Annotated in this window: 14 protein-coding genes and 1 other RNA gene; 9 read left to right on the top strand and 6 right to left on the bottom strand. The window is 48.0% G+C overall.

The window, feature by feature from the left end; all coding sequences use genetic code 11:
• The first annotated feature begins 244 nt into the window (after positions 1-244).
• The 7 genes from QZZ36_RS11325 to QZZ36_RS11295 all read left to right on the top strand — a co-directional run bounded on the left by QZZ36_RS11325 (position 245) and on the right by QZZ36_RS11295 (position 9,658).
• Positions 245-2,035: an ABC-F family ATP-binding cassette domain-containing protein gene (locus QZZ36_RS11325; RefSeq protein ID WP_295081531.1), complete on the top strand. Its 1,791-nt coding sequence runs from the start codon at positions 245-247 to the stop codon at positions 2,033-2,035.
• Positions 2,036-2,587: 552 nt separating this feature from the next.
• Positions 2,588-3,172 carry an accessory gene regulator B family protein gene (locus tag QZZ36_RS11320; RefSeq protein ID WP_295081529.1) on the top strand — a complete coding sequence of 195 codons (585 nt, stop codon included), beginning with the start codon at positions 2,588-2,590 and terminating at the stop codon, positions 3,170-3,172.
• Complete coding sequence (locus QZZ36_RS11315) at positions 3,169-3,894, top strand: LytTR family DNA-binding domain-containing protein (RefSeq protein ID WP_295081526.1); 726 nt, start codon at positions 3,169-3,171, stop codon at positions 3,892-3,894. Before QZZ36_RS11320 ends, QZZ36_RS11315 begins: the two co-directional genes overlap by 4 nt.
• A gap of 3 nt (positions 3,895-3,897) precedes the next feature.
• Positions 3,898-5,205: a sensor histidine kinase gene (locus tag QZZ36_RS11310; RefSeq protein ID WP_295081524.1), complete on the top strand. Its 1,308-nt coding sequence runs from the start codon at positions 3,898-3,900 to the stop codon at positions 5,203-5,205.
• A gap of 171 nt (positions 5,206-5,376) precedes the next feature.
• Positions 5,377-5,532, top strand: a complete 156-nt coding sequence (locus tag QZZ36_RS11305) for a cyclic lactone autoinducer peptide (RefSeq protein ID WP_365686354.1) — start codon at positions 5,377-5,379, stop codon at positions 5,530-5,532.
• An 847-nt stretch (positions 5,533-6,379) separates the two neighbouring features.
• Positions 6,380-9,004, top strand: a complete 2,625-nt coding sequence (locus QZZ36_RS11300; protein WP_295081522.1) for a cation-translocating P-type ATPase — start codon at positions 6,380-6,382, stop codon at positions 9,002-9,004.
• 153 nt (positions 9,005-9,157) lie between these two features.
• On the top strand, positions 9,158-9,658 hold the full coding sequence (locus QZZ36_RS11295; RefSeq protein WP_295081520.1) for a GNAT family protein: 501 nt from the start codon (positions 9,158-9,160) through the stop codon (positions 9,656-9,658).
• A 67-nt stretch (positions 9,659-9,725) separates the two neighbouring features.
• Here the strand turns inward: QZZ36_RS11295 and QZZ36_RS11290 are convergent, their stop codons facing one another.
• Together QZZ36_RS11290 and QZZ36_RS11285 are read right to left on the bottom strand one after the other, a co-directional pair.
• Positions 9,726-12,440 (bottom strand): hypothetical protein, encoded by a 2,715-nt coding sequence (locus tag QZZ36_RS11290; RefSeq protein ID WP_295081518.1) that lies wholly within the window; start codon positions 12,438-12,440, stop codon positions 9,726-9,728.
• Positions 12,441-12,579: 139 nt separating this feature from the next.
• Positions 12,580-14,688 carry an MMPL family transporter gene (locus tag QZZ36_RS11285; RefSeq protein ID WP_295081516.1) on the bottom strand — a complete coding sequence of 703 codons (2,109 nt, stop codon included), beginning with the start codon at positions 14,686-14,688 and terminating at the stop codon, positions 12,580-12,582.
• A 393-nt stretch (positions 14,689-15,081) separates the two neighbouring features.
• On the opposite strand from QZZ36_RS11285, the gene QZZ36_RS11280 reads away from it, so the two are divergent.
• Positions 15,082-15,693: a TetR/AcrR family transcriptional regulator gene (locus tag QZZ36_RS11280; protein ID WP_295081514.1), complete on the top strand. Its 612-nt coding sequence runs from the start codon at positions 15,082-15,084 to the stop codon at positions 15,691-15,693.
• 26 nt (positions 15,694-15,719) lie between these two features.
• Here QZZ36_RS11280 and QZZ36_RS11275 read toward each other — a convergent pair whose 3' ends face one another.
• From QZZ36_RS11275 to QZZ36_RS11260, 4 genes are all read right to left on the bottom strand, one after another.
• Complete coding sequence (locus tag QZZ36_RS11275) at positions 15,720-17,060, bottom strand: MATE family efflux transporter (RefSeq protein ID WP_295081512.1); 1,341 nt, start codon at positions 17,058-17,060, stop codon at positions 15,720-15,722.
• A 170-nt stretch (positions 17,061-17,230) separates the two neighbouring features.
• A complete protein-coding gene (locus QZZ36_RS11270; protein ID WP_295081509.1) occupies positions 17,231-18,535 on the bottom strand; it encodes a UDP-N-acetylglucosamine 1-carboxyvinyltransferase in 1,305 nt (434 codons plus the stop codon).
• A gap of 117 nt (positions 18,536-18,652) precedes the next feature.
• Positions 18,653-20,164 carry a peptidylprolyl isomerase gene (locus QZZ36_RS11265; RefSeq protein WP_295081508.1) on the bottom strand — a complete coding sequence of 504 codons (1,512 nt, stop codon included), beginning with the start codon at positions 20,162-20,164 and terminating at the stop codon, positions 18,653-18,655.
• Positions 20,165-20,294: 130 nt separating this feature from the next.
• On the bottom strand, positions 20,295-21,107 hold the full coding sequence (locus tag QZZ36_RS11260; protein WP_295081506.1) for a peptidylprolyl isomerase: 813 nt from the start codon (positions 21,105-21,107) through the stop codon (positions 20,295-20,297).
• Positions 21,108-21,324: 217 nt separating this feature from the next.
• Between QZZ36_RS11260 and ffs the strand changes: the two genes are divergently transcribed.
• An RNA gene (gene ffs / locus QZZ36_RS11255) (signal recognition particle sRNA small type) lies at positions 21,325-21,423 on the top strand.
• Positions 21,424-21,434: the final 11 nt, after the last annotated feature.

The raw sequence follows: 21,434 nt of genomic DNA, 5'->3' as shown, positions 1-21,434 counted from the left end.
TTATACTTTAATTGAATTAACGTGTCAACACATTTTGCAATACTTTTCCAACAAAATGTATAAAAACCTACTAATTTTACAAGATTTAATATTAAAATAGCTGTCTGATATAGTGATTTTCACTTATTCTCACCAGTTCCGGGATTTGGCTGTACAAAATGGTATATATTGATTTTATAGACCTATTGTGATATAATACTTTTAATATATACACATCAAAGACTAAAAATTAAGGAGAGTTAAAGTGATTCTTTTAACAGCTCAGAATATCTCAAAGATCTACATGGAAAGAAAGGTCCTTGACGATGTTTCGTTCTTCCTGAACGAAGGCGACAAGGTAGGTATCATCGGCATAAACGGCACAGGCAAGTCCACCCTGCTCCGTATACTCGCAGGAGCTGACGAGCCGGACAGCGGCGAGGTCATACGCACAAACGGGATAAGGATATCCTACCTTCCGCAGATACCCGAATTCGACGATCACGGAAGTGTTCTCGGACAGGTGCTCGCGCATCTTCCAAAAGACCTTATGCAGTCAAAGGAGTACGAAGCACGTTCCATTCTTGACAAGCTCGGACTTCCGGACTGTGACCGTGATATCAGTACGCTCTCCGGCGGAGAAAAAAGACGGGCAGGCATTGCCGCCGCGCTGATACAGCCCAGCGATGTGCTTCTCCTCGACGAGCCCACCAACCACATCGACAACGAAACAGCCCAGCTCCTCGAAGACCTGCTGCTGCGCTACCGCGGCGCAATAGTCATGGTGACCCACGACAGATACTTCCTTAATAAGATATGCGGAAAGATCGCGGAAGTTGACAAGGGCAGGGTCTATGTGAGCGACGGCAACTACAGCGAATACCTGCTCCGAAAAGCTCAGCGCGAAGCCGACGAGGCAGCTGCCGAGCGCAAAAACAAGTCTCTGTACCGCCGCGAGCTTGAATGGATAAGCAGGGGAGCACGTGCAAGAGGTACAAAATCAAAGGACAGGATAGAGCGCTTTGAAGCTCTAAAAAACCGTGATATCCCCGCAGAGACCGAAAAGCTGAAGCTTCAGTCAGTTTCGTCGCGTCTCGGCAAAAAGACGGTAGAAATAGAAAATATCAGCAAATCCATAGACGGCAGACCGCTTATCACCGATTTTTCCTACATAATATCACGTGACGCAAGGATAGGTATAGTCGGTCACAACGGCGCGGGAAAAAGCACCTTCCTGAAAATGCTGATGGGACAAGTACAGCCGGACAGCGGCAGGATAGTTTTCGGAGACACGGTAAATATCGGCTATTTCTCACAGGAATGCGAGACAATGGATCCGTCGCTCCGCGTTATAGAGTATATCCGTGAGACCGCCGACAGAGTGCAGACTCCTGACGGCACGGTAACGGCTGCCCAGATGCTGGAGCGTTTCCTGTTCACTCCCGAACTGCAGTGGAACCGCATAGAAAAGCTCTCCGGCGGCGAAAGGAAAAGGCTTTATCTCCTGAAGATACTCATGACTGCTCCAAATATACTCCTGCTCGACGAGCCTACGAATGATCTTGACATCGCCACCCTTACGATACTTGAGGACTATCTCGAAAACTTCAGCGGTGCCGTGATAGCAGTCTCCCACGACAGGTACTTCCTTGACAAGATGGCAGAAGAAATATTCGAGTTCAGGGACGGTCAGTGTACGCGGTACAACGGCAACTATACCGACTACGCTGAAAAAGCCCTGACAGAGAGCGCTCCCGCAGACAAGCCGAAAAAGAAGACTGAGAAAAAGGAACGCACATATACAGGCAAGACAAAACTAAGATTTTCATTCAAGGAGCAGCGTGAATATGACACCATAGACGATGATATCGCCGCTCTCGAACAGGATATCGCATCTGCCGAAAAGGAGATCGCCGCGAATTCATCGGATTATGTAAAACTACAGGAGCTCTCTGACAGAAAGGAGCTCCTTGAACAGCAGCTCTCCGAAAAAATGGAGCGCTGGGTATACCTCAACGACCTTGCGGAACGCATCGAAAAAGGCGAAATGGTATGAGCCTCGCATAAAATGCAATAAAGCTTACAGGACTTTTACTCTCAAACTCTGATATGAACTCCGACAGAGAGACAGGTATAGCTGACGCTGTGCTCCTGCAAAGCCAGCTGCTTGGCAGGGATACTTAAAGTCGGAGCGGCTTTGCCGCTTATATACGAGGTCACCCATAAACACGGAAGTATAACTTTCAGGCGGATATTAAAACGCATTTCATAACAGGGGCGTAATCAAATAAGATTCAATGCAAAACAGTTGAATACTGAAAAATTATTTTTTCAGATCCCATGTTTTGTACAGAAAAGAAAAACCGGTATTGTACATTACTTATCAATACCGGCTTTATTTATTATTGTCTGTGGAATATACTGCCTGTCCCATGTTTTTGCCCTGATATCATTGATTTCCTGAATACATTATATAGCTGGGATATAACATTTCAACGCGGCAGATAACACTTTAGGCAATATGTATTGACTTTTGGCATAGTTTTGATATATAATAAAGGTTATCAGACAGGGAAACATTATAAAAAGCCAATGAAGGAGCCAAACTATGAATAAACTGCTTGATGCAATTATGAGCAAGCTCCTGCAGCGCGGATTCGCAACCGATGAAAACGCTGAGATCGTCCGTTACGGACTTGAGCTTATCATAATGAAGACAATTATCACCTCAGCAATGATAGCTATGGCCATAGCTATGAACAGCGTACCGGAGGTACTGGTTTTCATGGCTGTATATTCGGTTCTTCGCAGCAACTGCGGAGGCTATCATTCAAGATCGCGTATCGCCTGCTTTTTCTCGTCTTTAATCATACTCACAGCAGTAATAGCCGCGGTAAAACTAATACACTGCAGAGGGGATGTATTCTGTATAGCCGCATTCCTCTGCACAGGTCTGGCGCTTATTATAGCGCTTGCCCCCGTTGACACGCAAACGAAGCCCTTCGACTCCGTGGAACGTGTCGTTTTCAGAAAGCGGTCTCTTATCACAGCTTTTATTGTACTATTCATATCAGCATCACTTGCACTACTCGGACTGCATAAACTTGCACTGTCAGCTTCCTGCGCGATACTTATTACCGGTATCATGCTCGCAGCAGGCAGGCTCACCAATAAAAAAGGAGCGGTCACATGATAAAAATCGCAATCTGCGATGACGACAAATCGGTCATAGCTTCGATCAAAGAAGCAATCACCGATTTCGGCGCCTCCAACTCAGTTGAATTTGAGATACACAGCTTCAGCAGCGGTGAAAGACTGGTGGAGAGCGAACTCTGCTATGATCTGATATTCCTCGATATCGAAATGAGCGGTATCGATGGAATTAAAACCGCAAAACTCATACGTCCCACCGCAAGACGTTCGAGGATCGTATATGTAACGAATCACTCGGAGCTTGCACTGCAAAGCTATTCCGTACACCCCTTCGACTTCGTGGTGAAGCCGTTCAAAAAAGAACGCATCACCCATGTGCTTCAGGAGCTTATGAAGTATCTCGCCGATACTGCAAAGCCGGAGTCAGTGATACAGCTGAAGGGCATGGACGGTCCTCTTCTGCTCAACCTGAATAATATATATGTATTTGAGTATACCGGAAACAGAAGGATAACAGTATACACCAAATCGGAAACATACTGCATAAAGGGCAGCCTTTCCGAAATAATGTCGCTCATCGACTCAGAAAGCTTTACTTCCCCCCACAAAAGCTTCATAGTAAATATGGAACACATCGATAAACTAACAGGATTCACTCTATATACTACCAACGGATTAGAAATACCTATCGCGCAAAAGAAACTGAAAGATTTTCACAACGAATTCAGCCGATTTATCAAAAACTATATCAAACAGGAGTAAAACATGATTCTTTATCTGGTCAATCTGGCTTCCGCCATAGCTACATTTACATTTGCGATAATAGCATTTGAAAAGCTTTTTTCCGAAAAACACACGCCTCTTTTTATAAGGATATTATTTCTGCTGACTGTATCTCCCGTAAAAGCGTTCTTACAGAAATTCAGTCAGGAACACAGTGTGCCGTGGATCAATCCTATCATAACCTTCCTGCTTCTGTTCTTACTGGCGACGATATTCAATAAAAACCCCTCTCTGCGAGTGGCGGTATATGTTCTTGCCTTCATAACCATAATGGCCATTGTAGAAGTTCTCACCAGCAACATACTCGGTTCCATACTGGATGTTGACACAAAGGTGTTCGTCGATAATGAAGTATTCATGGCAGGAGCAAACCTTTTTGAATGGATCATAATGCTTGTGATAACCAAAGCATTTATAACGATAGTAACGGAAAAGGGCCTTTACAACGTCCGCACCAATGAGCTTATAATGTTCATGGTGCTTATACTCGGAGAGATCATTCTCCTGAGCCTGTTCCACGATTTCTTCGTAAAATCCGAATCAAAGTATGAAATAATCATAATCCTTTCCGTTATTTTCGTATTTGACCTGTACCTTACATATGTACTGCGCAGGATATCACAGAGCTACAGAATGGAAAAGGAGCTTGACCTGCTCACGCAGCAGTCACAGCTTCAGCTCAACGCCTACAAGGTGCTGAATGAGAAATATACAGCTTCGAGGCACGTTATCCATGATGTAAAAAAACATCTCGCTTCTCTTGACGGTCTCATAAACGACAACAATATCGAGGAAGCAAAGCACTACAAGGAGCTCCTCACTTCAGAGCTGGACAAGCTCATGCCGAGATTTGAGTGCGATAACGCTATTCTCACAGTTGTTGTCAACAACAAGATGGAAGCCGCCGACAAACTGAAAATAGACTTTCAGGTGGATTCGGAGTATACAAATATCGACTTCATATCAAATCTCGATATCACCGCTATCTTCTCCAATCTCCTCGACAACGCCTTTGAAGCCTGTTCGGAGCTTCCGGAAAAAAACCGCCATGTATCCCTTTCAATAAAGCGCCACAACCATTTCGTTTTCATTCTACTCGAAAATACCTGCGGAAAGGTCATTTCCAGCAGCGAGAACAAATATCTCAGCACCAAAAAGAACCATCAGGGCATAGGTATGTCGAACATAAAAAACGCCTGCAAGAAGTACGATGGCAGCTTCAACGCACATACCGAAAACGGACATTTCATAACAGAAGTCCTTATCCCGATACCCGATTATGCGCTTTAAACAAAACCGGCTGTATAACAGCCGGTTTTTTATTCGTTTCGGACTAAAAATGCAAATAGCCGGCGTTTAGTGCAAACTTATTGACTTTTCGGAATTTATAAATATAATAATACTTAGGCGTCGTCCAGAAAGTGCCCGCACAATCATTCATAAAGGAGGAATCTCATTTTTATGAAGAAAACTCGGCACGCTGTCACGGACATTATAATGAAAACTATCGTAGCAAAATCAGTAAAGGTAGCAGAGCAGAGTGCAAATTCCGCGTGTTTCTTTTTACACAACCAGCCTGTTCCCCCAAAAGATCTAAAAAAACTCAGAAAATTCTAACTACTAAGATCAGCAAGTTTTAACGACTATAGTTTACATAAGAAAAGCCTAACCTCTATCCATAACAATACTCAAAACTAAAAACACTGAAATGCCGATTAACTGATGCGTATTTGTTATCTGATACGTTGAAAACAAATGATCTTACCATTACTGATGAAGTGACTGTAACATTTAATCCAACTAATTTCCCCAACTGACGCTGTAATTTTTCTGCCACACGATCAGACGGACAGACAAATGATCGCGCAGTCACTTTCTGGCGGCCAACCTAAAATGCGGGCATATGATCCAGCAGCTGCGATCATAAAGCCTGAACGCTTGATCGAAACCACATCTTCTCTAATACATCATATCCAAAAAAGCGGAAGTGGAATACTGCCGGAGCTTTTTCCGGCAGATCCCTCTTTCGTCCCCCCCCAAAAAACCTTGATGATGATCATTCGTATGGAAATACTAAATCGGAACAAACAATGAACATATGACGCTTTCAGATCTCTCTTAAAAAAACCATCTCTAAAAAAACGCTTGAAAGAAAAAATAGCAATTCAGAATTTCCATTCAGTTGCTTGTTTCGCAGTAAATCATACAGTGATTTTTCATAAAAGGGAGTTCCGCTTCAGCTCCCGGAGCAAAGGAGTCCATTCCTGTCAGAATGGTCTCCTTTGCTTTTTATTTGTATATAAAAACTATTTCACCTTACGCACACTCTGCTGTCACAGTTTTATCACTTTAATATCTTGACTTTTTTCACGGTAAATGATAAAATATTATCTGTTTAGTACTGTGATAATGCGGAATACGCTGCATTAAACAAATCGGTGCTAACGGATATTGGAGGAAAAACATGAAACATTATCTTGAATCCACTGAATCGGTCCTTAAAGAAGTTGAAAGCTCAGCTTCCGGACTTACCGCAGAAGAGGCTGCAAAGCGTCTTGAAAAGGTAGGTCAGAACAAGCTCGACGAACCGCCCAAGCCCACTCTGCTGGCAAGGTTCATAGAACAGTTCAAGAACCCTATGATAATCGTTCTTATCGTGGCAGCTGTTATATCTGCCATAACGGGTATCATTTCAGAGGGCAAGCTCGACGCGGATGTGTTCATAATCATGTTCGTAGTCATCGCAAACGCAGTTCTCGGCGTATATCAGGAAAATAAAGCAGAATCCGCTATCGAAGCCCTGCAGGCTATGAGCGCCGCGCAGAGCAAGGTATATCGCTCCGGCGAAATGATAGTAATACCCAGTTCGGAACTCGTCCCCGGCGACGTTATTGCTCTTGAGGCAGGCGACAATGTACCTGCTGACTGCCGTATAATCGAAGCCGCTGCACTCAAAGCAGAGGAATCCGCGCTGACAGGCGAGAGCGTTCCCTCGGAAAAGGACAGCGATATCCTCACAGGTGAGGAAGTGCCTCTCGGCGACAGAAAGAATATGCTCTACATGGGAAGCAGTATCGCCTACGGCCGTGCTGAGGCTGTAGTTGTCGCAACAGGCATGGAGACCGAAATGGGCAAGATCGCAGGCGCTATCGCAAATGCCGACGACGATGAGACTCCTCTCCAGAAGAGCCTCGACCAGCTCAGTAAGATACTTTCCATCGCGGTTCTTGTTATCTGCGTTATAATACTCGGAATAAACGTATTGCAGATGCTCGTAAAAGAGGGCGTGATAACTCTGCCGGGCTTCCTCAGCTCCTTCATGATAGCTGTAAGCCTTGCGGTCGCTGCTATCCCTGAGGGACTTGCAGCAGTCGTTACAGTCGTTCTTTCCATAGGCGTTACCAATATGTCCAAGCGCGGAGCTATCATACGCAGACTTACCGCCGTTGAGGCTCTCGGCTGCGCACAGGTAATATGCTCCGACAAGACAGGTACTCTCACACAGAACAAGATGACAGTTGTCCGTGAGAACACAGAGGACAAGGAGCTCCTTGCAAGGGCTATGGCGCTCTGCTGTGACGCTGTGCTCAACTCCGACGATACAGTAGCAGGCGAGCCTACAGAGGCTGCTCTCGTCGCTTACGCACACAAATGCGGACTTAAAAAGTACGAGCTGGAGGCTGCGACTCCAAGAGTTGCGGAAGCTCCCTTCGACTCAATGAGAAAAATGATGTCTACGGTCCACAGGACCGATAACGGCTATATCCAGTACACAAAGGGCGCTCCCGACGAGGTGCTGAAAAACTGCACACATATGTTCAAGGAGGGCGGCGTCCGCATAATGACAGAGTCCGACAGGCTTGAGATACTCCGCAGAAACAAGGAAATGGCGGATCAGGCGCTCAGAGTTCTTCTTGCGGCTTACCGCGAGTACGACGAGCTCCCCTCTGATACTTCGCCTGAGGGACTTGAACACGACCTTATATACATAGGCATGACAGGTATGATAGACCCTGTACGTCCCGAAGTAAAGGACGCTATAGGTCTCTGCCGCACAGCCGGCATACGTCCTGTTATGATAACAGGCGACCACAGGGATACAGCAGTTGCTATCGCCAAGGAGCTTGGCATACTGGGCGAGGGTCAGCAGGCTCTCACAGGCGCGGAGCTCTCAAAGATACCCGATGACGAGTTCAACGCCCACGTTGAGGACTACAGCGTATACGCAAGAGTTCAGCCCGAACACAAGGTGCGTATAGTAAACGCATGGCGCAAGAAGGGCATGACCACAGCTATGACAGGCGACGGCGTAAACGACGCTCCTTCCATTAAGAGCGCTGATATCGGCGTTGGTATGGGTATCACAGGTACGGACGTTACAAAGAACGTAGCGGACATGGTGCTCACAGACGACAACTTTGCGACTATCGTAGGCGCTGTCGAAGAGGGCAGACGTATCTATGACAATATCCGCAAGGCTATACAGTTCCTGCTTTCAAGCAACCTCAGCGAAGTGCTCTGCATACTTGCGGCTACATTCTTCATCGGTGAGGGCAGGAGCATATTCAGTCCTGTACACCTGTTATGGATAAACCTCATCTCGGACTGCTTCCCGGCAATAGCTCTTGGCATGGAGCCTGCCGAGCAGGGTATCATGTCACGCAAGCCAAGAAGCAGCAATTCACACATATTCTCTGACGGTCTCGGCATAAATCTGCTTTGGCAGGGCGCTGTGATCGCAGTTCTCACACTTGTTTCCTACTTCATCGGAGCACAGACCTCTCCTGAGGCTGGCACAACAATGGCATTCATTACGCTCTGCGTATGTGAAATGCTCCACGCATGGGACATGAGGAGCTTAAAGGGCTCAGTATTCACAATGAAGAGCAGGAATATAGTTCTTATCGGAGCTATAGCGCTCTCAGCGCTCCTGACGATACCGGTACTTTTCATACCTTCACTCAGAACAATGTTCTCACTTGAAGCTCTCACAGGTGCAAATTACCTCTGGGCATTCCTTGCAGGTGCCTGCATAGTACCTATCGTTGAGATAGTAAAGTGCTTCCAGCGTGCGGCTGACAAAAAATAATTGTAGGGGCAGATATTATCCGCCCGATAAAAATAAACAACAATGCGGGGCGATGTGGACATCGCCCCCTACATTTTTATTCGTCCGCGTCAGCGAACACATATAATTCCTAATTCCGCTTTCCGAATTCCTAATTTATAACGAGGTGTTACCATGAGACTGAGACCATACATACCAAGCCACGACTTCGACGCAATAAAAGACTGGGTAACAGACGAACGCACCCATGCAATGTGGAGCGCTAAACACGCTCCGTTTCCCCTTGAAAAGAATGTCTTTGACGAATTTCTTGCTGATATGTACATAAAACACGGAGACTGCCCCTTTGTAGCGACTACCGACGACGGAAAGGTCGTGGGCTTTATATGCGTTTCCATAAACTATGAGACAAACGAGGCTATGCTGGCTTTCGTTATCATAGACCCTGCACAGCGGGACAAAGGCTATGGCAGGGAAATGATACAGCTTGCCGCAAAATACTGCTTTGAGATACTGAAAGCGGACGCTGTACAGCTCAACGTCTTTACCGTGAACGAAAGAGCCCGCAAGTGCTATGAGAGCGCCGGCTTTACCGAAAGGCGCACAGAAGAAAACGCATTCCCCTACGGCAATGAAATGTGGGGCAGATGCAATATGGTAATAACCAAACAGTAAAACCAAAAGCGGCACAGCTGACTATCAGCTGCGCCGCTTTTTCCAAATTCCAATTCCCCTGTCTGTATTATTTTGTTCCGTCAACAAGATAGATGAACTTAACGCTGCCGTCCATGTCATCTGAGATACCGGAGAAGCTGTTGTACTCCCTCGAAGCCTCTCTGAGCGCTCTGAGATTGTCAACGAGCTGAGGCAGCTTTTCATCGACTGCTCCTGTAATAACGGAGATACCCTCGTCGTTGAATTTTATCATGCCGTCTCTGAGCTCCTTTGCACCGCTTTCAAGTCTGCTCACGCCGTCCGCAAGAGCCGTACCGCCTGTCTTTAACTGTCCGATGCCGCTGTAAAGCTCACCTGTGCCGCCGTAAAGCTTAGCCGCACCGCCGCTAAGGAGCTTCAGAGAGTCATACAGCGTCTTTGCGCCGCCGCTGAGCTGAGTGCTGCCGCCGCAGAGCTGTGCAAGTCCGCCGTCAAGCTCCTTCGCTCCGCTTGTGAGCTGTCCGAGACCTCCGCCCAGTGTGAGCGAGCCCTGCGAGAGCTGCGCAAGACCACTGTCGAGAGCTGACGCGCCGTCAGACAGCTTATATATACCGCCTGTGAGGTCAAGCGCTCCCGCGGAGAGCTTGCCGAGACCTGCATTCAGGGAAGTGCTGCCGCCGCCCAGCTGTTCTATACCCTTTATGAGAGAATCAAGACCGCCTGTGAGCTTACTGCTGCCGCCTGTGAGCGTACCGATACCGCTGTCAAGAGCAGCCGCGCCTGTACTCAGGTCAGCCGCGCCCTTTGAGAGCTGCTCCGTTGAGCCGTAAAGCTGTCCTGCTCCTGCCGCCAAAGCCCTGCCGCCCTCATCGAGCTTTGCAAGTCCCTGCTGCAATGAAAGCGAGCCGCCCTGTGCGGCTTCAAGACCGCTGCCAAGCTGTCCGAGACCGCCAACCAGCTGCGCAGCTCCTGCTCTGAGAGAAGCCGCTCCGGCACTGAGCTGTCCGCCCTCGTTCATTGAAGCGGATATCTGCTTCTGTCCCTCTATGGTCTGCTGCAATGTACCTATAGCTACAGCAAGCTCCTGTGAGGGAGACTGCTGATAAACAAGCTGCAAAGCCGCCAGAGCCTGCTCGTTTGCCGCTATGGTGGTATCCAGTGAAGCTCCTGCAAGCGCTATACCGTCGCCGAGCTGTGAAGCTCCCTCAGTAAGAGAAGCCGCACCTGCTGTCAGACTGTCGGCACCTGTCTTGGCTCCTGTTATACCCTCTGCAAGAGCGTCAGCGCCGCTTTTTACGCTGCCTATGCCTGCGGATACCTGTCCCGCAGATTCGCTGAGCCTTGAAGCTCCCTCGCTGAGAGCAGCCGCTCCCGTGTAGAGCTGTGCGGAACCGTCCTTTACCTGTTTGCTGCCGTCCGCAAGAGCTCCCACGCCGCCTGTAAGGGTATCTGCTCCTGTTTTTAGGGCAGCCGCACCCTCGTTTACCTGCGCAAAGCCTGCCTCAAGAGCGTCCGAGCCCTTCTTTGCGTCGTCTATACCGCCGCTGAGTGCCTCCGCCCCTGCGCTTACCTTTTCTAAGCCCTCAACAAGAGCCGCAGAACCGCTCTTTGCGCTGCCTATACCCTCGGAGAGCTGTACAGCTCCTCCGCTTACCTGTCCGAGACCCTCCGACAGCTTCGCGGAGCCGTCCTTTGCGCTGACCAGTCCCTCCTCGAATTTTCCTGTGGAGCCTGAGAGCGTCTTTGCGCCGTCGGTCAGCTTCTTTGCTCCGTCATCAAGCTCTGCCGCCCCGTTTTTCAGCTCCAGAGAGCCTGAGAGCAGCCTGTCTATACCTGCCGTCAGGTCGCCTGTGCCGCCGCTGAGCTGCTTTATACCGTCATAGAGGGAAGCCGTGCCGTTTCCGAGCTTTTTGGCTCCGTCACTGAGCTCCCTGACCTTTGCTTTAAGGCTGTCAAGGTCTACAGCGCCGTCAATATCGAGCTTTGAGAATATCTCGTTGGATACGACCGTAACGGAGGTATTCATCTCAAAGTTCCTGACATCTGCGGATATCTCGAAGCTGTCGGGTATATCAACATCTATGCCCTGAAAGCCGCTGAAGTCTATGCTGTCCTGAAGTCCGGGGAACGCCATACCCACAGCAATGAGCTTTTCGCCGTCAGACAGTATCTTTCCGTTGGTGACCTCCACATTCAGGAAGCTGTCCGTGCTGAGTACAGCCGCGCTTGCTGCCATGAAGGGCACATAGAGCTCCATTTCCTTTCCGTTTACAAGCTTGCTGGCCTTCTGCCTGTTCTTATATGTCCAGCGTATCACAAGATGACCGCTTTTGCCCCTTATGCTGCCGGGCTCGACCTTTTTGCCGTCAAGGAAATACTCCATAGTCACGTCCACGGGGAGCTCCTTGTCTGAATAGCCCTTGTAGTATATGTCATCGCCATCAGCGCTCCAGTTAAGGGAATCTCCGCTTATACTGAAGGCTTCGTCGCCCTTTACGTTGACAATATCGCTGAGGTCGGATATATCTGACAGGCTCGCAAGAGCAGGGGAATTTTTGAGCCAGTCGCTGACCACCACATTTTTCACTGACGAATCGCTGTTGCAGAGAACGTATACCGTTTCGTCCTTGGAGGCGCGTTCGCCGTTATCCCTCCTGTCAGCGTCAGCTGTTTTCTTTTCGCTTTCCGGCGCTTTTGCAGCAGCCTTTTCGTTTCTGCTGTTTGCGTATGCTATTGAACCGGTCGCGCCTGCGGAAAGCGTTACCGCAAGCAGTGCAGCCATTACTTTACTGATATTTTTCATAACCGTCTCTCCTTTATATAAATGAGTAAATAACATTTCGTGTAGATTTAAGAGAACCGGACGTTCGCAATTGCACATTATACCGCAAACGTCAGCCAGCCTTCGACCACCAAAAGGTCATTTCCCGTATAAACTCTGTTTACGCCGTTCTGAATATGTGACGGTGCTTTTTGCCCGTATCTTCCTTAGGGAGAAATCCCGCGCTTGTTCTGCATATCACCCTGTCAAAGACCATGAACATGGACGGCAGCACTGTTATTACCACTGCCATCGAGATAAGTGCGCCTCTTGCAAGGAGCATACACAGCTCAGAGATAAGTCCTATATCCGAGTACACCGCAACTCCTACCGTTGCCGCAAAGAAGCCCAGAGCCGAGGTGATGACTGACTTTATGGAAGTGCTGAGCGCTATGCTGACAGATTCCTTTTTGCCCCTGCCGCTGTGCCTTTCGGTGCGGTATCTCGTGGTCATGAGTATGGCGTAGTCCACAGTCGCGCCAAGCTGTATGGTACCTATGACTATAGGAGCTATGAATGACAGCTTTGAGCCGGTGTAGTATGCTGTGCCGAGGTTTATCATTATCGCAAGCTCTATAACGGATACCAGTATCACAGGAAGAGTCAGCGACTTGAAGGTAAGGGCGATTATAAGGAATATCGCCGCTATTGAAAGGAAATTCACTATCCTGAAATCCCTGTCGGTTATAGTTATAAGGTCTTTTGTCGCGGGAGCTTCACCTATGAGCATACTGCCCTTGTCGTATCCAGAAGCGATATCGTTCAGCTCCGTTATCTGAGCGTTCACCTCGTCGGAAGCCACCTCGTACTCCGAGCCTATCAGCATGAGCTGCCATTTGTCGCTTTTGAGAACGCTTTTAAGCTCCGCGGGAAGCACCTCCTCAGGAACAGCCGAGCCCACCAGTGAATTGAAGCCCATAGCGAACTGCACTCCGTCAACGCTCTTTATCTCGTTCATCATCTTGTTTGCGTCCCTGGCGCTCATTGACGAATCGAACATGAGGATATGTGTGCTGTTCATATTGTAGTCCTCGGCAAGCTTTGTATTTGCCTTAACGCTGTCGAGATAGGCAGGCAGTGTACTATCAAGCTTGTAGTATACCCCGTAGTGGCTGTTGCCGAATACGGCAGGTATCAGCACAGCTACGGCAACCGTAAGGAATGCCCACGAGTGCTTTATTATGAATGACGATGTACGCCTGAACGCCGGAAGGAAATCTCTGTGAGAGGTCTTTTCTATCGGCTTGTCAAATATGAGTATCATTGCCGGGAGCACCGTTACGCAGGCGATAACTCCGCATACGACGCCCTTTGCCATTACAAGTCCGAGATCAAGACCGAGAGTGAAGGTCATGAAGCACATTGCAAGGAAGCCGGCTATCGTTGTGAAGGAGCTTCCCACTACTGCCGTTATGGTAGCCGCAACAGCGTGTGCCATTGCCTCCTGTCTGCTGTCCGGGAAGTTTTTCTGCTGCTCCTTGTAGCTGTGCCACAGGAATATTGAGTAGTCCATAGTAACGCCCAGCTGGAGCACCATCGCAAGCGCCTGTGTTATAAAGGATATCTCACCGAGAAGTATATTCGTACCGAGGTTCCAGACCACCGCGAAGCCTATGCTCAGCATGAAGAACAGAGGTATCAGGAAGGAATCCATAGTGACTGTAAGGACAATGCTTGTGAGTATCACCGCTATTACGGCATAAATAAGGGTCTCGCTCTGTGTGAGATCTTTCATGTCGAGGGTTATTGCCGACATACCGCTTATAAAGCACTGCTCCGAGGTTATGCTCCTCATTTCCTCCACTGCCGCAAGAGTGCCGTCAGCAGAGGTGGTATCGTCGAAGAATACCGCCATCATGGTATTGTCGCCGTGATTGAAGAAGTCATATATATTTCCGGGAAGGACTTCCTTGGGAATAGTGCAGCCCGTCATGGACTGATAGCAGATAACGTCGGAAACGTGCTCCACAGCCTTTATTCTATCGGCAGTCGCCGCAACGTCCCTGTCGCTCATGCCCTCCACCATTACAAGAGAAAAGCCGCCCTGTCCGAAATCCTCTTTGAGTATATCCTGTCCCACCATTGTATTTATATCTTTCGGGAGGTATGAGAGTATATCGTAGTTCACTCGTGTATTCACATATCCGAGAGCTGACGGGACAAGCAGCAGCACTCCGATAATAAGTATAAGTACACGGTGCTTTACGATCCATTCACTGAATCTGAGCATATTACCGATCCTTTCTCTGTATTTTTCAGCCTTTGCTGTTATTTTATAGTATATTCCAAAAATGACCAATAGTCAACAGTTGAGACGCTAAAAATTGACCAATGGTCATAATTTTGTATGTTTGCACAATTTATCTCCGAAAGCAGCCTGACCATTGGTCATTTTTATTGTCTTGACACACCCGTTTTTTCGGGCTATAATAAAAATAAGTAAATCATAAAGCCTTTAAGTAGGGGCGGATATTATCCGCCCGAAATGTAGGGGACGCCGCCCTCGGCGTCCCGCATTTTCGCATTTTTGCCGGGCGCACACTGTGCGACCCTACAATGGTCTAACGGCTCAGATCCAAATTTTGCCGCGCAAAATTTGAATCTACAGGAAGGGTGTTTGATAATGGGAAAGGTCGATACGAACAAAAAAATAAAAGAAAACTCACTGCTCAGAACCGCTTTTGAATTCTTCACCACAAAGGGCTTCAGCAAGACCTCCATAACCGACATAGTAAGCAAGGCAGGCGTTGCAAAGGGCACGTTCTACCTCTATTTCAAGGACAAGTACGATATACGCAACAAGCTCGTTTCACACAAATCAAGTCAGCTTTTCAGGAATGCCGTCAGCGACCTCGGCGATAAGCTGGACAAGCTCCCCTTTGATGAAAAGATAATAAGCATAATAGATAATATCGTCAATCAGCTCAACGAAAATCAGTCCCTGCTCACGTTCATATCCAAGAATCTCAGCTGGGGCATCTTCAAAAACGCCATCACTTCCCCCGTATCCGAGGACGACGTGGATTTCTCCTCGGTGTACTACCAAATGCTTGAAGAAGCTCCCAACGGCTTCCGTGATCCCGAAATAATGCTCTTTATGATAATAGAGCTTGTGAGCTCCACCTGCTACTCGGCTATACTCTATAAAGAGCCCTGCTCGCTTGACGAGCTGAAGCCTTATCTGTATGATTCCATAAAGCTCATAATTTCCCAGCATGAGGGTAAACAGAAATAAAAAAGCAGTCATTTCTGACTGCTTTTTTATCTTGTAATGTTCTTTAACCATTTATACTTCATGTAATGCCTGTATACCGCCGGTATTTTCACAAACTCGTCCAGGGTAAGTATGAACGCTACCGCCAGCACAGGGAGCTTCAGCACAAAGGCAGCTATCATGCCCATGGGCACGACCACGCACCAGAGCGTCACTATATCGCATATCATGCCGAATCTCGTATCTCCGCCGGCAGGGAACATTCCGCCGATTATAGTTGAGTTGAGCGAGTTGCCTATTATATAATACGATGCCATGAACATCATATACTTCAGGTAATACTGCGCCTGATCGTTAAGATCTATCACTTTGAGTATAAGAGGTGTTACAGCAAGTATAACCAGTCCGGAGCTGACTCCTATCACCAGCGACAGCCTCACGAATTTTCCGCCTGCTTTTTTTGCTTCGGCGATCTCGTTCCTGCCGAGCATACCGCCGAGTATTATGCCTACTCCGGAGGAGATTCCCCAGCACAGACTTGCTATCATGCTGCGGACTATGCTCGCAATCGAGTTCGCAGCCGTAGCGTCTGAGCCGAGATGTCCCATAATTACCGAATACATGGTAACTCCGCCGCCCCAGCCAAGCTGATTGAGCAGCAGCGGAACGGTATACTTTACGTAGTCCCTATGGAGAAGGCGGTTGTTGAGCCTGAATACCTTCCTCACCCTTAGCGGCGGACATTTTTTTCCGGCGATAACAAAGAGTATGAATACACACTCAAAGACCCTTGCCGCGACAGTTGCGAGAGCCGCTCCCGCGATGCCCATTTCCGGGAAAGGTCCGAGTCCGAAGATAAGACAGGCGTTAAGCAGTATATTCAGCACCACAGCAAGGCTTCCTATAAGCGAACTGAGCGCCGCGAGGTCGCATATCTTCATTATGCCGAAATAAGCCTGTGAAAAGCCTGCCAGCACATACGAGAACGCAACTGTGCGCAGATATACCGCTCCCAGTTGTACAAGTCCGCTGTCATTGGTAAAAAAACGCATTAACTGACATGGTATGAACAGAGCCGCAAGAGTAAAAACAGCTCCGACAAGGAATGAATACCTCATTGTCAGAGCAAGCACCTCTTCAACGACCTTTCTGTCTTTTTTGCCCCAGTATTGCGCGGCAAGAACGCTGCCGCCGGATACAAAAGCAAAAATAAACAGCCCGCATACAAAAGCTATCTGTCCTGCAAGCGAAGAAGCTGAAAGTGAGTCCTGATTGAGAAATCCCAGCATAAACGCGTCCGAAGCCGTCACCAGCGATGACATGAAATACTGGAAGGCTATTGGCGCTACAACTGTGAAAAGCTTTTTGTATAATTCTTTATCTTTCATATATCTCCTTTATTTAGTTGAGAGTTTAAAGTCATGGTATCGCCTGCGGCGATATAATTTAAATAATGTGGAAGCGATCTCAGCATTGACTCTCAATTCTCAATTCTCAACTTTACTAATATTTGCCAAAAAAAAACTGCCGCACATATGTGCAGCAGCCACATTGCTTATTATACGGCAGCCTTTGTGCTGTCGTTCTTGGCATCCTCAGCCTTGTCGGGAACGCTTACCTTCTCGATATCAGCACCCAGTGCACGGAGCTTTCCTTCCATGCAGTCATAGCCTCTTTCGATGTGGTATATATCCTCGATCTCGGTAACGCCGCTGGCAGCAAGTCCCGCGATTATAAGTGCCGCGCCCGCTCTGAGGTCACACGCCTTTACAGGGGCTCCCATGAGCTTGCCTGTGCCCTCGATAAGAGCTACCTTGCCGTTTACGGTTATATCCGCGCCCATTCTTCTGAGCTCGTCCACATAACGGAAGCGCTGCTCCCAGATATTCTCGGTAATAATGCTCGTACCCTCTGCAAGACAGAGAAGAGTAGCTATCTGCGACTGCATATCTGTAGGGAATCCGGGATGAGGAGCGGTCTTTACATTGGTCTTTACCAGCGGACCGTCCACCCATACTCTTATGCTGTCATCGAACTGTTCTATATTCACGCCGATCTTCTCAAGCTTCTTGGTTATCGACTCAAGATGTTTCGGTATTACGTTTTTGATAAGGACATCGCCCTTTGTAGCAGCGACTGCTACCATAAAGGTGCCTGCCTCTATCTGGTCGGGAATAACGGCATAGTTAGTGCCGTGGAGGTGCTCGACGCCTCTTATCTTGATAACGTCAGTACCTGCGCCCATTATGTTTGCACCCATAGAGTTGAGGAAGTTTGCGAGGTCAACGATGTGGGGTTCCTTTGCTGCGTTCTCGATGACAGTAAGTCCCTCCGCCTTTACGGCTGCAAGCATAGCGTTCATTGTAGCTCCCACAGTGACAACGTCGAAGAATATCTGATTGCCGGAGAGCTTATCAGCTTTAAGGTCTATCATGCCCTGACTGAGAGTATACTCAGCGCCGAGAGCCGTGAAAGCTTTAAGGTGCTGGTCTATAGGACGGTCTCCCAGGGGACATCCGCCCGGCATGGAAACTCTCGCCTTATTGAACTTGCCCAGAAGCGCTCCGAGGAAGTAATATGAGGCGCGCATTTTCCTTGCGTACTCATAGGGAACGCATATCTTGCTGATAGTTGTGGGATCGATCCTGTAAGCGTCCTTGCCGACGCATTCCACCTGTGCTCCCATCTCTTCAAGAATATGGAGACAGATCCTGACATCGCTGATGTAAGGTACATTTTCTACAACACAGGGTTCGTCTGAAAGTATGACTGCGGGAAGAATAGCTACAGCTGCATTCTTTGCTCCGCTTATGGTAACTTCACCTTCAAGGCGTCTTCCGCCTTTTACAACAAACTTATCCAAATATTTTCTCTCCTTATTTTTCGGGTCATCTGTATCTTTTCCCGAATTTCTTTCTTTTGTTCCCCGGCGCAAAACGCCGAACACACATAAATCACCGGGCAGTCCGCCCGAAAATCATCAGTTATAATCCTTGATGTTCCAGTGAACATCGCTGCCGTCGTAGTCCGTTACCGTTACTTTTTCTATGATAACGTCATCTACGGGCTTGTCATTGTTTCCTGTTTCTGTTTCCTGTATCTTGAATACCACATCGAGTCCGTCAAACACCTGACCGAACACGGTATAGCTTCCGTCGAGCCACGGCGCACCGCCGTTTGTGGAGTATACCTCCATCTCATTGTCCGTGAAGTCATATCCTTCGGAATTGTATCCCTGAAGCTGTTCCATGGGGTAAACCGTACCTGTTACGATATAGAACTGACTTCCGTTGCTTGCTGTCGAGCCGCTGTTGGCGTATGCAACAGCTCCGGCAGCATGAATTAGATGCGGATCGGTATAGTTGTCGTCGAAGCCCTTTTCATAGATGCATTCGCCGCCTGTACCGTCGCCGTTGGGATCACCGCCCTGTATCATAAAGTCCTTGATAACTCTGTGGAATGTAAGACCGTCATAGTAGCCCCGTTCTGCGAGAGTAACGAAGTTCTCAACGCCCTTTTCCGAATATTCGGGGAAGAGCTTGATCTTCACTTCCTTGTCATAGCCCTTGACCTTCAGGCTTACGATCTTTTCGCCCTCCTTAGGAGCTGTAAAGTTGGCGATCGTAAGATTTTCCCTGCCGGTAGCCTTCTTTATCTCATCGGGGTCAAAAGCGTCATAATCTTCTATATACCAGCGGATATCGCTGCCGTCGTACTCTCCGACAGTAACGGATTCCATTATAACGTCCTTGTACGGCATAGCGCTCTGTGCGTCAACAGATACGTTCTGCACCTTGAATATAACATCAAGTCCGTCGATGACCTGTCCGAAAACTGTATAGCCTCCGTCGAGCCACGGAGCTCCGCCGACTTCCTTGTAAAGCTTCTTGGCATTATCCGAGAAAAAATATTTTTTCTCAGCCAGAGAGGCAAACATTTCATCGGTATACTTTTCACCTGTCACCACATAGAACTGGCTTCCGTCAGTAGCGGTGCTGCCGCTGTTTGCGTATGCGAGAGCGCCCGCAACGTGGATAAGATGAGGATCTGTGCCTCCGTCGAACCTGCCGCCCCAGATACTTTCACCGCCGGTGCCTGTACCGTTGGGGTCGCCGCCCTGTATCATAAAATCCTTGATGACTCTGTGGAACTTGAGTCCGTCATAGTAGCCCTTTTTAGCCAGCTCAACGAAGTTTTCAACGCCCTTGTCCGCATATTCCGGGAAGAGCCTGAACTTTACGGTGCCATAATCCTTTATTTTCATTTCAACTATGGTATCACCCTTCTGAGGAGCTGTAAAGTTTGCGATATCTACATTTTCCACCGTAACCGGCTGAGTTGTCGCAGCTGTCATATCTGTTGCAGCAGTGGTAACGGCAGTAGTGCCTGCGGTATTCTCCGTACCAGTTCCGCCTGCTTCCTTTCCGCATGAAGTGAGAGCCGAAGCTGCCACAGCCAAGCAGAACAGTCCTGAGATGATCTTTCTTAACATCTGTTTTCTCCTTGCAGTGTGAGATAAATTGAGGGATAACTGTCCTATGACAGTATCAGATCATTATACTTCAACTATACATTATACATCATAAAAACTGATTTGTAAAGCCTTTCGGCATATTTTTATGTCATTCTGCCTTTTTTGCGCTGTCTGAAGGCTTTTCATCAGCGGAATACGTGCTTATCTTCACTGACTTTATCATAACGTCCTCCACCGGTGACTTGAAGCCGTTCTTGTCCTCGGTCTCCAGAGAAGCCAGCTTCTCTATAACGTCAAGTCCGCTGTAGGTCTGACCTATTACTGTCATCTGCTGCGAAAAATTGGGAACTCCGCCCTTTTCTATGAAGGCTTCAGCCAGTTTTTCGTCCTCGGAGGCTTCCTTCATCTCTTTTATGATATCTTCGGTGAATTCAATGGTATTCACGAGGAATAAGCGGCTTCCGTTCAGGTATGTTCCGCCGCCCAGGAGCTTTTCCTTAAAATTGCGGTCCAGATCCGTATTCATTGCCAGTATGGCGCCCTTGAACGGCCAAAGGTTCTGATGGAGCTCTCTCTTTACGTGCTCGTGGGTGGTATCATTGGCGCTGCCGTCCTTGTTCGGCGCACCGGCAGCCGAAAATACTCCGCTGTCGGAATGGAACACGTAGGTATCGTCATAGCCGCCGCTTTCCGCAAGGTCAGTGAAATTCGCAACTGCATTTGGCGAATATTCGGGATAAAGCACAAATCTGAACTCTCCCAGCGTGGTATCGACTATGGCTATAGGATCGCCTTCTTTTGGTTCGTTGAGCTGCACAAGCTCCATAGTATCCGGGTCAATGGTGATATAGCTGCTGTTATTTTCCTTCATAACACCGGACAGTGTCACAAAAAGGGTGGTAACACCCATTATCAGAGTGAAAATAAGTACCATTCTGACAACATTATTTTTCTTTACCATATAATTATCCTTTCGATCGCATACTATTTTTATTATACATAATGTATCCGGGTTTGTCAATATTTATCCCTCAGACGCAGTACCGGCAATTCGCCGCAGCAAAGGTCACGGAGCTGTTATGAAAAAATTTTTTCTTGACAAAGCTCCTCATTTGTGGTATCATATTAAGAGAGCATCGTCTGCTCGTATAAACGGGTGAGAATTCCGAAATATAGATGTGTGGGCCCTGTGCAACAAGACCCCGTGAACCATGTCAGGCGGGAGACCGAGCAGCATTAAGCGGTGCGTGTTGTGTGCCGCAGCAAGCCTGCACATCTATGTTCCGGA

This window comes from Ruminococcus sp. (genome assembly GCF_016287535.1).
Lineage (GTDB): Bacteria > Bacillota > Clostridia > Oscillospirales > Ruminococcaceae > Ruminococcus.
Note: the sequence above shows the minus strand (reverse complement) of the source record. Positions and strands in the feature narration are given on the sequence as shown.